Source organism: Cupriavidus sp. CP313, from assembly GCF_054072015.1.
On record NZ_JBSVZB010000068.1, the window covers coordinates 1 to 14,096 of the forward strand.

Below are 14,096 nucleotides of genomic sequence, written 5' to 3' on the forward strand. Positions count from 1 at the left end.
ACATCGACTTCGATGCGAGCGGGATCCTGCAGCGCGGCGAGAAGATCGCCGAGCTGGGGGATCGTCTATACGACTTTGCGCTGGACGTGGCGTCGGGCACGCGCCTGACCAGCGAGATCCTCGACGTGCGGGAAACGGCCATCAGCCGCTTCGCGCTGAGCATCTGAGTCGTCATGACAAAGCTGATCCAGGTTTCCGACGCGATCATGCGCTCCATTGCGTCCGGCTCAATGCGTGAGGGCGACCGACTTCCATCGGAAGGGCAGCTTGCCACGGCGCATGGCGTCAGTGTCGGCACAGTCCAGAAGGCCTTGATCCGTCTGTGCCAGACCGGCCTGATCAAGCGGCAGCAGGGTCGCGGCACTTTCGTTTCCGACGCCGCCGCTCCCGCCGACTTGCGGCACCTGCGCTTCCGGGACCGTGGGGGCAAGGCTGTGTCGTTCCATGCCTTCACGCGCTCGGCCAAGCGCACCAGGCGCAAGGGGCCGTGGTCGGACTTCCTTGGGGAAGGCCAGTATGTGCGTATCGAACGTGGCGTCAATATTGGGGGTTCGTTCGATCTGTACAGCGAATGCTGGTTGCGCGAGGAGGACGTTGCGCAACTTGGCGGCACGGAACAGGAAGCTGCGGAGAGGAACCTGCGCGAGTTGATCGGCAGGAAGCTTTCGCTGCCGACACCGCGAGTGGACCAATGGATGCGCTTCAGCCTGCCGCCGGCGATGGTGGCTAATGAGCTGGGCCTCGACCCCGAACAGCCGGCAATTGCGATGGAAACGCAGGGTTACACCATGGGCGACCAACCTCTCTACTACCAGGCGGTCTACTGCGCTCCGTTTCCGGAACGGCTGATGATCGTATGGGAGAAATCCGCATGAGTATCCAATTGAGTACCACGTCGCTTGAGCGTTGGACAGCAGACGTCTTCAAATCCTGCGGACTTGCGCAGAATGCGGCGGAAGATGCTGCTGCCGTCCTGGTGCGCAGCGAGCTGCGGGGCTACAAGACCCATGGCCTGACACGCGTGCCGTCCTACGTCGACCGTCTGCGCGCAGGCGACTTCAATCCGGACGCAGCGATGACTCACCGCAGCTTCCCGGGGGGCATCGTGCTCGACGCCGATGGCGCGATGGGGCAGATCGCCGGCCTGCATGCCGTGCACCTGGGGCTGCAGGCACTGGAGTCCAGCGCATCGGTACTGGTTGCCGTACAGGCGTGCGGGCATCTTGGTGCCTTGGGCGTCTATGCCTTGATGGCCGCGGAGGCAGGTGCCTTTTGCATAGTCGGACAGCGCACGCCGCCTGTGCTCGCGATGGAAGGATTTGTGCGGCCGGCGATCGGCCACAACCCGATCGCTTTCGGCTCTCCGTTACCCGGACATGCCCCCATCGTCTTCGATGTGGCCTGCAGTGTGGCCGCTCGCGGCCACATCCTGCTGGCTGCTCGTGAAGGCAAGCCTATTCCCTCCGATTGGGCGCTGGATGCCGAGGGCAAGCCCACCACCGACGCGCAGCGGGCACTCGGCGGCGCCCTGTTGCCGACCGGCGGACATAAGGGCATTGGCATTGCCATGATGGTGGAGTGCCTCGCCGGCGCCATGACGGCCACGGCCGATGCGCTGGCGCCAGGGAACAACGATATCAAGAGCGGAGGCGCGGTTGGCCGACAGGGCGGCTTCGTCTGGCTGGTCAAGCCGCAGGCGTTTGCCGGGCGTTCCCTCTTTGCCGATTACATGGCGCAGTGGAGCGACACCTATCTTGCCGCAGGTGGCAAGCAGGCAAGACTGCCGGGCCACCGCGGCGAAGCGCTGGAGCGCGAAGGGCGCGAGCGTGGCATCACGTTGCCCGATCCGGTTACCAGCGAGCTTCGCGAACTTGGCAGTCGGCTGGGCATTGCCTTCCCGGACTAGTCACCAACGACGGCTGGACATACCTGCAATGTGGGCAGGTCCACGTCAACTCATAGAAGAGGCAGGTACTTTCACCGTGGCGCATCAGAAGACCCAGAAGGAGACAAAGATGACTTCCGTACTGAATCGTATTGGAAGAACCCTAGGCGTGCTTGCCCTTGCAGCGGGCGCCACAAGCGCTGTGGCACAAGGAACGTACCCTAACCGGCCAATCAAGCTGATCGTTCCATTCCCCGCTGGCGGCGGCGTTGATCTCATCGCACGCACCGTTGCGGAAAAGCTCTCGGCTAGCCTTGGGCAGCAGGTGGTCGTGGACAATCGGCCCGGGGCGAGCGGAAACATCGGGGCCGTGGCCGTGGCGAAAGCCGCACCGGACGGATATACCCTCCTCCTGGCGACCACTCCGATGACGATCAATGCCAGCAGCCTGCCGTTCGATGCTGCGAAGGACTTCGCGCCGGTCAGCCTGCTTGGCAGCTCGCCCTTTGTTCTTGTCGTTAACAACAATGTTGCCAAATCGGTGAAGGAACTCGTCGAGCAAGCCAAGGCAAAGCCTGGCCAATTCACCTATGCATCGACGGGCCTGGGAACACAGCAGCACCTGACCGGGGAAATGTTCAAGTACATAGCTGGACTCGATATTGTCCACGCACCATACAAAGGCGCTCCCCAGGCTCTCACCGACATGGTCGGCGGCCATGTCCAGATGATGTTTCATGGCTTGCCCGTCGTACTTCCCTTCCTGAAATCCGGCCAACTGCGGGCTGTCGCTGTAGCCAGGAAGCAGCGGACTTCGGCGCTGCCAGACGTACCGACCATGACGGAAGCAGGGTATCCAGGCATTGATGCGGGCGACTGGTATGGCGTTGTGGCGCCGGTTGGCACCCCGAAGGAAATCGTGACCCGCCTGAACGGTGAGATCGTGAAGATCATGAACACGCCGACGGTACGCGACCAATTGCTCAGCAAGGGCTACGAGCCAGCCAGCAGTTCGGTCGGGCAGTTCTCCGAATTCATCGTGGCGGAGCAGAGGAAGTGGTCTGGAGTGATCAAGCAGTCCGGCATTCGCATTAATTAGCGGCCGGCCAAAGGCAACGCTATATCAATGATTCCGAAAATCGGGAATCAATATATTTTCTAAAAGATGAGCAGGAGACATTGAGTGCCAACGGATTCCACCACAACAGTACGCATCGACGCAGATGTCGATCCCGGGCAGGCCACCAAGAAGCCGGCGAATAAGGCAACTGCCATCACCGCCATTACCTTTGGCGGTGCTCTGGAGCTATACGACTCCGGGGTCTACAACTTCTTCGCGACGCTGATTATTCCCCTCTATTTTCCGGTCGCGGATCCGGTTGGGCAGTTGCTGCTGTCGTTCGGCACCTTCGGTGCAGGCTACCTGATGCGACCCATCGGCGGCCTCGTCCTTGGCGCATACGCCGATCGCGTAGGCCGCAAGCCAGCCATTCTTCTCTCCATGTGGCTGATGGCATTCAGTGCGCTCATCCTGGTGGTGACGCCGCCGTACGCTCAGCTTGGGGTGCTCGCACCGATACTTATGGTGCTGGCCCGCCTGATTCAGGGCTTCGCCATCGGCGGCGAGATGGGGTCGGCAAGTGCAATGCTGCTGGAGTACGCGGATGAACGATCGCGCGGCTTCTACACGAGCTGGCAGGCAACCAGTCAGGGCATTTCCGGCCTGATGGCCTCATTGGTGGCTTTGACGCTCAGCCACTCCCTTTCGCCAGGGGCACTCGAGTCCTGGGGGTGGCGCATCGCCTTCCTGATCGGCATCCTGGTGATTCCGATCGGTCAGGTGATTCGGCGCAGTCTGGAGGAAACGCTTCCTACGGAGCGGAATGCGGCCTCGAAAAAGCGCAGCAGCGGCAGTCTGCTCAGGGAGCATTGGCGGGAGTTGGTTGCAGGCGTCCTGCTGATGATGGGCCTGGCAGTCGCCATTCACGTCATCTCCTTCTATCTCGCCAATTACGCGGTATTCCAGTTGCATATGCCGCGCTCGGATGCTCTGTGGGCCGGCGTTGTAGCAACCATTGCGCTTGTCGTACTTTCGCCGATCTCGGGATGGCTCTGTGACCGCGTTGGCCGTCGCAAGGTTGTCTGGTGGTCACGAATCACACTTCTGGTGGCCATCTATCCGGCCTTCGCGATTCTCAATCGGACACCTACCCTGACGTGCCTGCTGGTGGTCACGGCGATTCTGGCCGTGCCAATGGCGATGACGTCTCCTGCCACGATGGTGCTCGTCAGTGAGGTGCTGCCGCAGCGGATTCGGGCAGTGGGCATGTCGGTGACCTACTACGTGGCCATTGCAGTGTTCGGGGGCTTTGCACAGATGTTCTCGACGATCTTGATGCAAGTTACCCAAAACCCCAATGCGCCGGCCCTCTATGTCATCGGCTGCGGAGTCATCTCACTGATCGGACTCGCCATGGTGCCGGAAACGCTGGGCCGTCGCTTGTCATAAGCCGGAGCGCACGCGAATCGAAAGCTGTGCCGTGCAACACGGCACAGCCGAGTTTGTCGAAGTAGCTCCCGTCCGGGGCGAGCGCGCAGCCTCCACGCGAACTCTGGAGGCAACCGAAGACTGGGTTAGGGTATACAAAAATGAAGATAACAAGGAGGAAATCGAATATGGCAGTCAAGCGCGCTGCGTTTGCCTCGCTGCTCGCCTTTACCGCGACGGCGTGGGCGCAATCGAGCATCACGCTTTACGGCGTGGCCGATACTGCGGTGGAATTCGTCAACCATGTCGGTGCCGTGCCGACGGCAGCCAACCGCTTCAATCCTGGCCCAAGCGAGAAGGTTTACCGTATGAACTCCGGCGCCCTTTCTGGCTCTCGTTGGGGCCTTCGCGGGGAGGAGGGACTTGGTGGCGGGCTGAAATCGGTGTTCGTACTGGAAAGCGGGTTTAACGTAGATACAGGCACCTCCCAACAGGGTGGCCGCATGTTCGGCCGCCAGGCTTATGTTGGCCTGCAAAGCCAATACGGACAGGTCACCTTCGGTCGGCAATACACGTCGATATTTGACACCATGGCCAACTTCGTGCCAGCCGCCTACGCCACCCAGTACGAGCCTTCGGTGATATTGCTGGGGCCGAATTTCCGCGAGGACAATACTGTCAAATACAAAGGCACGTTCGGTCCGGTGTCGATGTCGGCTCACTGGTCATTTGGTACCGGCCTGACGATCCCACAATCCGGACCTTTGGGCTCTGCCTTTGGTGGCGGCGGGGAAATTCCCGGGCAGTTCCGTCGGGATACTGCCTACGGTGCGGGCGTAACCTACGTGGCTGGCGCGTTTGGCATCGGCGCGGCATACGACCAATACAATCCGACCATCGGGACAGGTAGTGGAACGTTCAAGAATGCGGCGATTGCAGCGAGTTACGCCTTCGGCGCCGCGAAGGTGATGGGCGGCTATCGCTGGGGCCAGAACAGGAGCCAGAACGACGTCGTGATCAAACGCGATGACTTCTATTTCATCGGTGGTAACTATCAGGTAACTCCGGCTTTCGGACTCACCGTCGAGTACGACTACGACAACGTCAAGAGCGCGTTCGGGAGCACCTCTGTCCCCAACCCCTGGCAAATTGCCCTGATCGGGACTTATACGCTGTCCAAGCGAACCGACGTCTACCTGACCACCGCATTCGCCAAGAATGCCGGGCTGACGCTTGATTCCGCCGTGAACGGTTACGCCAGCAGCCTGGCCTTGGGCAACAGCTACGCCCTCGCCAATGGTCAGAGCACGATGTTCGGTGCCGCGATGGGTATTCGTCACCGGTTCTGAGGATCCTCCCTCGGAGCGGAGGCATGGCTCCGTGTTGAACTCGGGCGCTGTGCCCGGGTTCTTTTTTTATGGCGGCCTCTCAAGCAGGTGAACGGGACACGTTGCAAACAACGCCTGGCGCTGCCACGGGAGGATCTTCCATTGCGCGCGGCCAGAACTGACTTGAGCAAGCATGGCAGAGAATCCCCTGATTTCCACGGAAGCGCTGTGGTCGGTGGCCACGGTACTCGTGCTGCTCGGACTCTGGGCGATCCTCTCGGACCGGGAGGCAGGCGGGTCAAGAGAGCTGCGCGTGCGCGGCAAGGCGGGCATTGCGGGGCTGGCGTGGAGTGTCGTCCTGCTATGGATTGGCTACACGGCCGCCTTTTATCTCGTGCTTGACAGGGGAGTGCCGGAGCGGTCTGCCGCTACCGCGCTGATCTTCACCGCGCTGGCGGCGCACTATATTCGCAGATCACTGAGCCTGCTGCGCGGCAACACGGAGGAGTAGCAGGGCGTCCCTGGCTTCTCCGGGCCATTGACCTTACCCAAAAAAACACCCCGGAAGCCGGATGGAGATCCAGCTTCCGGGGTGTGCGGCAGTGCTTTCCGCGAACGAGCTCGAACGAGTTCGGGTGCCGTGGCTCCGCTATACCATGCCCGGAACGTTCTGGAGCCAGCCCAGCTTCGGATCGAGCGCGACGCCTTGCGCGCGGCCGTCGCCGGAGAGAAACCAGAGGTAGTAGCTGGCTGATCCCGGCGCGGCAACGAAGGTGTGATAGCCGTAGGGGATGGAAAGCAGGGTGTTGTCCCGGACGATATGGGTGTCGTCGAAATCGCGCTCCGGGCTGTAGTGCCGGGCGATGCCGAAGCCATCGGAAGAGGCGACCCGGAAGTAGTACATTTCCTCGTGGTTCGCCTCACCGGCAGAGGTGCCTTCGTGCTTGTGCGGGGGATAGGTACTCCAGTTACCGGACGGGGTCACGGTTTCGCCCACGATCAGGGAGGAGGCGGGCCTTCCATCCGTTTCGACCAGGATCTCACGGAATTGCCGCGTGTAGTTCAGGGTTCCCCATTTCCCGGTGCTGACGTCCTCAGGCCGGATTTCATACGGTTCGATGGAGAGCGAAGACGGGCCCGACGGGAGCGCCGCATCCACCTGCGTGATTCCGCTCACGGTGAACGAGCTTCCGCGCGGCAGATAAACGCAGTGTGCGGGCCCAGCAAAGACATTGGGCCGCTTGCCGACACGCTCAAAGACCGTCCCGTTGACTTCGACACGTGCGGTGCCGGAGAGAACGACGAGCAAGATCTCGCGGTCAGGTGCGACGCTACCGCTGTAGCGCTCGCCTTTCGCGAGCAGCAGTCGGGAGAACTCCAGTTGAGTGCAGGTGTGCGATTCGAGCTTATTGAGACCTGCGGCGGAGCCGACTTGCAGGAAGTGATGCGACATGGTGCTGTCTCCGTGTATTGCTACGACAGGGGGGACGGTCAAGCGGTTGTGTGCGTGAGGATTGGTGCTGGGCTGACTGACACCCCATGCCGGCCAGAGGCTCGCGCGGCATCGTGGAATCCGGTGCCGCGCGAAATGGGACGATGGCTTGCCTTGCCGGTCAGATGCCGGCCATGCAGGTGTACTTGATGACCAGGTACTCCTCGAGGCCGTAGTGCGAGCCTTCGCGGCCGACACCGGACTGTTTGACACCGCCGAAAGGCGACATTTCGTTGGCCACGAGTCCCGTATTGACCCCGACCATCCCGTAGTCGAGCCGCTCGGAGACCCGCCACACACGGCCCAGGTCCCTGGCGTAGAAGTAGCTGGCCAGGCCGAACTCCGTGTCATTCGCCATCGCGATGACTTCCTCCTCGGTCTCGAAGCGGAAGAGCGGCGCCAGCGGTCCGAAGGTCTCCTCCCGGGCGACCAGCATGTCGGCAGTTACTCCAGTGAGCACGGTCGGTTCGAAGAAATGCTGCCCGAGCGCGTGGCGCTGACCGCCGTGCGCGACATTGGCGCCTTTCGACACGGCATCCGCAATGTGCTTTTCGACTTTGGCCACAGCCTTGTCGTCGATCAGCGGCCCGATGCGGACACCATCATCCATGCCGTTGCCCACCTTCAGTGCGTGGACCGCCTTGACGAACTTCTCCGCAAACGCGTCATAGACCTTGCTGTGCACGTACAGCCGGTTGGCGCACACGCAGGTTTGACCCGCATTGCGATATTTCGACACGATTGCGCCTTCCACTGCCGCGTCGAGGTCCGCATCGTCGAACACGATGAACGGTGCATTGCCGCCAAGCTCCATCGAGACCTTCTTGACGGTGGACGCCGTCTGCGCCATCAGCTTGCGGCCGACCTCGGTGGAGCCCGTAAAGGTAAGCTTGCGCACCAGCGGGTTGCTGGACAGCTCGTCGCCGATGGCCCCGGCGGAACCGGTGACCACCGACAGCACACCGGGCGGAATGCCCGCACGCTCGGCAAGTGCGACCAATGCCAGCGCCGTCAGCGGCGTCTGCGAGGCCGGCTTGAGCACCATGGTGCAGCCGGCCACCAGCGCCGGCGCTGCCTTGCGGGTGATCATTGCAGCAGGGAAGTTCCACGGGGTAATGGCGGCACATACGCCCACCGGCTCCTTGGTGACGACCAGGCGCTGGGTCGTGACCGGTGCCGGAATCGTCTCGCCGTAGATGCGCTTGCCTTCCTCGGCAAACCACTCGATGAAGGAAGCGGCATAGGCGATTTCACCGCGCGCTTCGGCGATCGGCTTGCCTTGCTCCGCCGTCATGATGCGCGCAAGGTCCTCCTGGTTGGCCAGCAGCAGATCGAACCACTTGCGCAGCAGCGCGGAGCGCTCCTTGGCAGTGCGCGCGCGCCACGCGGGCAGGGCACGGTTTGCTGCTTCGATGGCCTGGCGAGTCTGCGCGGCGCCGAGGGCGGGCACTCGTCCGACACGCTCGCCGGTGGCCGGGTTGGTAACTTCAATATGGTTGTCGGCATCGACCCACTGGCCATCGATGTAGCACTGCTGGCGCAGGAGCGAGCTGTCTTGTAGGTTCAGCATGGTGTCTAGATAAATCCAAAGTGACGCGGATCCGGTCCGGGTCAGTCAGGGGGCAAGTCCCTGACTGCCATCGCAAGGTCCTGATCAGATGTGCAGCGGGCGGCCGTAGGCAGCCAGCACAGCTTCGTGCATGGCTTCAGACATCGTGGGGTGAGGTAGGACAGCCGCCATAAGGTCCTCCTCGGTCGTTTCAAGCGTCTGGGCGATCGCATAGCCTTGAATCATCTCGGTCACATGCTCGCCCACCATATGGGCGCCGAGTAGTTCTCCGCTCTTCTCGTCGAACACGACCTTCACCAGGCCCTCTGTAGCGCCCATGGCAATCGCCTTGCCATTTGCGACGAACGGAAACTTGCCGACCTTGATCCGAAGCCCGCGTTCCCGGGCCTGGGCTTCCGTGAGGCCGACGCTGGCTACCTGCGGATGGCTGTAAGTGCAAGCGGGAACGCGCGCAGGGTCGAGCGTGTGAGGCTGCAGGCCGGCAATGCGTTCGACACAGATGACGCCTTCATGGCTGGCCTTGTGCGCCAGCCAGGGCGGGCCGGCGACGTCGCCGATGGCATATACGCCGGGCTCGTCGGTGCGGCCATAGGCGTCGGTCACGATGTGCGTCTTTTCTACCTTGACGGCGGTGTTCTCGAGGCCGAGGTCTTCCACATTCCCCACGATGCCCGCCGCCACCAGCACCACGTCCGCTTCGACCTTGCTGCTACCTTGCGCGCCTTTCAGTTCGACCGTCCAACTCGAGGCGTTGCGTTGCGCAGATTGGACCGTGGTCGACGTATGGAGCACGAGACCGTCGCGCGACAGACTGGTGGCCACCTGGGCGGAGATCTCGTGGTCCTCCACCGGAAGAATGCGGTCGGCCATTTCGACGACGGTGACGGCGACGCCAATCGCGTGATAGAAACTGGCGAATTCGACGCCAATTGCACCCGCGCCGATGATCAGCATCCGCTTGGGCAACGATGGCGGCGTCAGCGCTTCGCGATAGGCCCATACCGTCTTGCCGTCGACGGGGAACATCGGCAATTGACGCGCACGGGCACCGGTCGCAAGGAGGATATTCCCGGACGCAATGACGCGGGATTTCCCATCCGGCTCCGTCACTTCCAGGCGACCGCGACCGGCCAGACGGGCGTGACCCATCAGCACTGTCACGCCGTTCTTCTTCAACAAGTGCGTCACGCCCTTGTTGAGTTGCGAGGCGACCGCGCGGGAGCGGGCCACCATGGCTGGCAGGTCGGCGGACGGCGCGCTGGCGCGTACGCCGAACGATTCTGCGTGCCTGATGGTGCGCATCACATCCGCGGAATGCAGGAGCGATTTGGTAGGAATGCAGCCCCAGTTGAGGCAGACGCCACCAAGTTGCGCTTTTTCGACGAGGGCGGTCTTCATGCCGAGCTGGGCGGCCCGGATGGCGGCCACATAGCCGCCGGGGCCGCCGCCCACCACGATCAAATCAAACGAGGAGTTGGCCATGGTTCGCGCCTCAGATCAGCATTGACAGGGGATTTTCCACCAGGCGCTTGAAGACGCCGAGCCACTGCGCCGCAAGGGCGCCGTCGATGGCGCGATGGTCGACCGACAGCGTGCAGCGCATGACTTGCCCGACGACGATCTGTCCGTCTTCCACGACTGCAGCGGCCTGGCATGCCCCAACGGCAAGGATGGCCGCCTGGGGCGGATTGATGATGGCGGAGAATTCGCCGACACCATACATGCCGAGATTGCTGACGCTGAAGGAGCCGCCCTGGTATTCATCCGGGCGCAATTGTCCGGCCCTTGCGCGGGTTGCGAGCTCGGCGATTTCGGCGCTGATGGTGGAGACGGGCTTCTGGTCTGCCGAGCGAACGATGGGGGTAATCAAGCCGGTGTCGGTGGAGACCGCTACCGCGATATCCACCGCCTTGTACTGGCGCATTGCCGTGTCGGTCCAGCCGACATTGGCGTCCGGCACTTCGCGCAGGGCAACGGCGACGGCGCGCACGATGAAGTCGTTGATGGAAATCTTGCGCGATGCGCCGGCGTTGACTTGTTCGCGCAAGGCCAGGAGTCGTTCCATCCGGCAGTCCGCCGTGAGGTAGAAGTGCGGGATGGTAGATTTGCTCTCGCTCAGGCGCCGTGCGATGGTGCGCCGCATGCCACTGTGCGGAATTTCCGCAAAGGCTTCTGCCTTCAATTCGACCGGAGCAGCGGCGGTAGCCGGGGTGGGAGCTTTGACCTGCACGGGGCGGGCCATGGCATGCTCCACGTCGGCCTTCACGATCCGACCGTTGGGGCCGCTGCCTTTCAGGCCGGCCAGATCAAGGCCGTGCTGGCGGGCGAGACGGCGCGCCAGCGGGCTGGCGAAGACGCGAGCCGATTGCGCCGGCGCGGCACTTTCACTTGCAGTGGCGTGTGCGACTGCCGGTTCAAGTGTTTCTTCGGCTTGCGGGGCGGCGGCTTCGCTGTCGCCACGGGCCGAAGCGATTAGGGCGTCAATTTCAACGCTCGTTTCGCCATTGATCAGCACGACACCGATCGGCGCGCCGACTTCAATGTCTTCCCCCGCCTGGCACAGGAGACGGCCCATGATGCCGGCAGTGTCGGCATTGAGCTCGACCACGGCCTTCTCTGTTTCGATTTCCGCGATGCAATCGCCAATGGCAATTGCATCGCCTTCATTCTTGGTCCACGTTTGCAGCGTGGCGTGGGTGGCATTGGCTGCCACACCGGGCATGCGCAATAGGATAGCCATATCAAAATCTCCTCGGCCCGGAAAGCCGGGCCGGTAGGTTCCGAACTACTGATGTTGGAGCGTCCTGGCCGGATCGCTCAAACGGTGCCCTTTTCGTACATCACCCGCTTGAGGCCTTCCAGGACCTCCTCGGTGCGGGCGATAGCGGCACGCTCCAGGACCTTGGAAATGCTGGGCGCCGTTTCGGCGCCGGTGACGCGCTGCACCGGCTGGTCGAGCCAGTCGAAGTAACGTCGCTGGATTTCGTCTGCCAGCCATCCGCCGTACGAAGTCCCACGGGCGCCCTGCTCGACGATCAGCACATTGTTGGTCTTCTTGATGCTGGCTTCGATGGTGTCCCAGTCAAGACTTGCGCGGTCCAGCCAGCGCAGGTCGATCACTTCGGCGTCGATACCGGACTGCTCCACGGCTTCGAGTGCGTGGCCGACCATCGAGAGGTAGGAGATGACCGTCACCTCGGCGCCGGAGCGCCGTACCGCTGCCTTGCCGACTGGCAGGTGGTAGTCCAGGTCGTCCACCGGACCGATACCCGTCGAGTTGTAGAGATCCACGTGTTCGATCACCAGCACCGGGTCCTTGCAGGTGAGCGCGGTGTTCATCAAGCCAACGTAGTCGTACGGCGTGGACGCTGCAACGATGCGCCAACCGGGGCAAGTGGCGAAGATGCCGGCTGGATCCATCAGATGCTGGGAGCCGTACCCGGTGCCCATGGCGATCTTGGTGCGCAGCACGAGCGGCATGTCGCTCTCGCCACCGAACATGTGGCGAACCTTGCCGATCTGGTTGAAGACCTGGTCCGCCGCCACCCACATGAAGTCCGGGTACATGAACTCGACAACGGGCTTGAAGCGGCCATCCAGGGCAATACCGCCGCCCAGCCCGAAGAATGCGTTTTCGCAGATCGGCGTGCCAAGGACACGGCCCGGGAAGGCGTCGCGCAGCCCTCGCGTGGCGCCATTGACGCCGCCCTTCAGGCGGTGAACATCCTCGCCCATCACGACGACGGAGGGGTCCGTCTCCATGCGCCGATGCATGACGTCTGCCACGACATCGATGAATTTGCGCTTCTCCAGCTTGCCGGAGAACTGGTCTTCCTCGACATAGCGGACATCCTGCAACTCATTCAGGTCGCTGCGGATGCCGACGTCACAGAAGTCCGGGCTCGGCCACAACTCCGGCCGGATTCTGCGCTTGCCGGACTTGCCGGACGGATCAGTCTCGGTCAGCGCGGCAATGGCTTCCCGCATTGCCTGGCGAACACGTTCGCGCAGGGCAGCGACTTCCTCCGCGGTAATCAGCTTCAATTCCTCCATGCGGCGAGCGACCAGCTCGAGCGGGTCACGCCCGCGCCATTGCTGCTCTTCCTCCTTGCTGCGATAGCCGAACGCACTGCCAGGGAAGGGGCCGTTCTGATGGAAATACCGGTAGACCTCGGCTTCGATGATGGCGGGGCCCTTGCCGGCGCGCATATGAGCCAGTGCCTCCTGCGTGGCCAGGTAGACCGCCAGAGGATCCATGCCATCCACCTTCCAGCTCGGAATGTTGAAGGCCATACCCCGTGCAGACAGGCGTGTCTCGCTGGTGGATTCGTCCAGCGTGGTGGAGACTGCGTAGCCGTTGTTCTCGATGAAGAAGCAGAGCGGCAGCTTCCATGTGGCGGCCAGGTTCATCGTCTCGAGCACCGAGCCGATGTTCACCGCGCCGTCGCCGAAGTAGGTGACAGCGACAGCATCGGTGCCGGCGTGGCGGTGCGCCCATGCTGACCCCGCGGCCATCGGCACGCCGCCACCAACGATGGCATTGGTTCCGAGCGCGCCTGCTTCGGTCCATTGCAGGTGCATCGAGCCGCCGCGGCCTTTGCAATAGCCTTGTGCCAGGCCGAGGATTTCCGCCAGCGTGCGCTGAAGCATATCCTTGACCTCCGGCGCCAGAGGGGCGCGCGGATCGATGCCGGACGGTGCGAGATAGCCTAGTGCCTTTGCGACGAACTGGTGATGCCCGCGGTGCGAGCCGTTGATGTGATCAGCGCCGGTCAGGGGAACAATGGAGCCGGCGGCGCCACCTTCCTGGCCGATGCTGGAGTGTGCGGGGCCGTGTACCAGCCCTTCACCGGCTAGTTCAAGGACGGCTTCTTCGAAGCCGCGAATCAGATGCATGTGGCAGAGCAGGGTGCCGAGCACCGCCGGGTCCGCGCGGGCCCAGTCTTCATCGGTAGTACGCAGTTCGACCCACTCGGCGCCGGGCTGCATCGCGATACGTTGTGACATGTTGCGTATCCTTTATTGCAAAAGAATCTGTTGAGGACTTGCTTCGGCTCAGTCCACGAGCAGCACGATCTTGCCGACATGCTGGTCCTGCTTCATGTAGACATGAGCGGCGAGGACATCGGTCATGGCGAAGGTGCGATCGACGGGCAGGCGCACGCGTCCTTGGTGCAGGAAGGGCAGCATGTCGCGTGCGCAGGCCTGGATGCACTCGAGGCGCTCTTCTTCGGTGCGGGTACGGAAGGTCACGCCGATGAGCTTCAGGCGCTTGAGCCAGAGCAGGCTCATGTCGAGCGGGCCGGTGTTGGCGCCCAGGCGGGCGATATTGA

The 14,096-nt window shown here is 62.6% G+C and carries 13 protein-coding genes; 7 read left to right on the forward strand and 6 right to left on the reverse strand.

Translation table 11 applies throughout. The annotated features are described in order from the left end of the window. The first annotated feature begins 2 nt into the window (after positions 1-2). From ACW4E8_RS40540 to ACW4E8_RS40570, 7 genes are all read left to right on the forward strand, one after another. The gene (locus tag ACW4E8_RS40540; protein ID WP_456809481.1) at positions 3-167 is read left to right on the forward strand and encodes a hypothetical protein; all 165 of its coding nucleotides are present in this window, start codon (positions 3-5) and stop codon (positions 165-167) included. 6 nt (positions 168-173) lie between these two features. Continuing rightward, positions 174-875 (forward strand): GntR family transcriptional regulator, encoded by a 702-nt coding sequence (locus ACW4E8_RS40545; RefSeq protein ID WP_456809620.1) that lies wholly within the window; start codon positions 174-176, stop codon positions 873-875. Then, on the forward strand, positions 872-1,906 hold the full coding sequence (locus ACW4E8_RS40550) for an Ldh family oxidoreductase (protein WP_456809631.1): 1,035 nt from the start codon (positions 872-874) through the stop codon (positions 1,904-1,906). The genes ACW4E8_RS40545 and ACW4E8_RS40550 overlap by 4 nt, the downstream gene beginning before the upstream one ends. A gap of 109 nt (positions 1,907-2,015) precedes the next feature. Next, entirely contained in the window at positions 2,016-2,984 is a 969-nt protein-coding gene (locus ACW4E8_RS40555) for a Bug family tripartite tricarboxylate transporter substrate binding protein (protein ID WP_456809621.1), read from the forward strand. Positions 2,985-3,068: 84 nt separating this feature from the next. Next, on the forward strand, positions 3,069-4,394 hold the full coding sequence (locus ACW4E8_RS40560) for an MFS transporter (protein WP_456809622.1): 1,326 nt from the start codon (positions 3,069-3,071) through the stop codon (positions 4,392-4,394). A gap of 167 nt (positions 4,395-4,561) precedes the next feature. Next, positions 4,562-5,722, forward strand: a complete 1,161-nt coding sequence (locus ACW4E8_RS40565; RefSeq protein ID WP_456809623.1) for a porin — start codon at positions 4,562-4,564, stop codon at positions 5,720-5,722. A gap of 172 nt (positions 5,723-5,894) precedes the next feature. After that, on the forward strand, positions 5,895-6,212 hold the full coding sequence (locus tag ACW4E8_RS40570) for a hypothetical protein (protein WP_456809624.1): 318 nt from the start codon (positions 5,895-5,897) through the stop codon (positions 6,210-6,212). Between the two features lie 138 nt (positions 6,213-6,350). Here ACW4E8_RS40570 and ACW4E8_RS40575 read toward each other — a convergent pair whose 3' ends face one another. From ACW4E8_RS40575 to ACW4E8_RS40600, 6 genes are all read right to left on the reverse strand, one after another. Continuing rightward, on the reverse strand, positions 6,351-7,154 hold the full coding sequence (locus ACW4E8_RS40575) for a 5-deoxy-glucuronate isomerase (protein ID WP_456809625.1): 804 nt from the start codon (positions 7,152-7,154) through the stop codon (positions 6,351-6,353). Between the two features lie 160 nt (positions 7,155-7,314). Beyond that, on the reverse strand, positions 7,315-8,763 hold the full coding sequence (gene gabD, locus ACW4E8_RS40580; protein WP_456809626.1) for an NADP-dependent succinate-semialdehyde dehydrogenase: 1,449 nt from the start codon (positions 8,761-8,763) through the stop codon (positions 7,315-7,317). An 84-nt stretch (positions 8,764-8,847) separates the two neighbouring features. After that, entirely contained in the window at positions 8,848-10,245 is a 1,398-nt protein-coding gene (gene lpdA, locus ACW4E8_RS40585; protein ID WP_456809627.1) for a dihydrolipoyl dehydrogenase, read from the reverse strand. A gap of 10 nt (positions 10,246-10,255) precedes the next feature. Continuing rightward, complete coding sequence (locus ACW4E8_RS40590) at positions 10,256-11,503, reverse strand: pyruvate dehydrogenase complex dihydrolipoamide acetyltransferase (protein WP_456809628.1); 1,248 nt, start codon at positions 11,501-11,503, stop codon at positions 10,256-10,258. A gap of 77 nt (positions 11,504-11,580) precedes the next feature. Continuing rightward, entirely contained in the window at positions 11,581-13,770 is a 2,190-nt protein-coding gene (locus tag ACW4E8_RS40595) for an alpha-ketoacid dehydrogenase subunit alpha/beta (RefSeq protein ID WP_456809629.1), read from the reverse strand. A gap of 48 nt (positions 13,771-13,818) precedes the next feature. Continuing rightward, positions 13,819-14,096: zinc-binding dehydrogenase (locus ACW4E8_RS40600; RefSeq protein ID WP_456809630.1), on the reverse strand; the 278-nt coding region annotated here is incomplete at its 5' end.

What these genes read in the sequence shown, in the direction of transcription:
- ACW4E8_RS40590 (WP_456809628.1), bottom strand. Translation starts at nt 11,503, where the DNA reads ATGGCTATCCTATTGCGCATGCCCGGTGTGGCAGCCAATGCCACCCAC.
- ACW4E8_RS40550 (WP_456809631.1), top strand. Translation starts at nt 872, where the DNA reads ATGAGTATCCAATTGAGTACCACGTCGCTTGAGCGTTGGACAGCAGAC.
- ACW4E8_RS40595 (WP_456809629.1), bottom strand. Translation starts at nt 13,770, where the DNA reads ATGTCACAACGTATCGCGATGCAGCCCGGCGCCGAGTGGGTCGAACTG.
- ACW4E8_RS40555 (WP_456809621.1), top strand. Translation starts at nt 2,016, where the DNA reads ATGACTTCCGTACTGAATCGTATTGGAAGAACCCTAGGCGTGCTTGCC.
- ACW4E8_RS40565 (WP_456809623.1), top strand. Translation starts at nt 4,562, where the DNA reads ATGGCAGTCAAGCGCGCTGCGTTTGCCTCGCTGCTCGCCTTTACCGCG.
- ACW4E8_RS40545 (WP_456809620.1), top strand. Translation starts at nt 174, where the DNA reads ATGACAAAGCTGATCCAGGTTTCCGACGCGATCATGCGCTCCATTGCG.
- ACW4E8_RS40570 (WP_456809624.1), top strand. Translation starts at nt 5,895, where the DNA reads ATGGCAGAGAATCCCCTGATTTCCACGGAAGCGCTGTGGTCGGTGGCC.
- lpdA (WP_456809627.1), bottom strand. Translation starts at nt 10,245, where the DNA reads ATGGCCAACTCCTCGTTTGATTTGATCGTGGTGGGCGGCGGCCCCGGC.
- ACW4E8_RS40575 (WP_456809625.1), bottom strand. Translation starts at nt 7,154, where the DNA reads ATGTCGCATCACTTCCTGCAAGTCGGCTCCGCCGCAGGTCTCAATAAG.
- gabD (WP_456809626.1), bottom strand. Translation starts at nt 8,763, where the DNA reads ATGCTGAACCTACAAGACAGCTCGCTCCTGCGCCAGCAGTGCTACATC.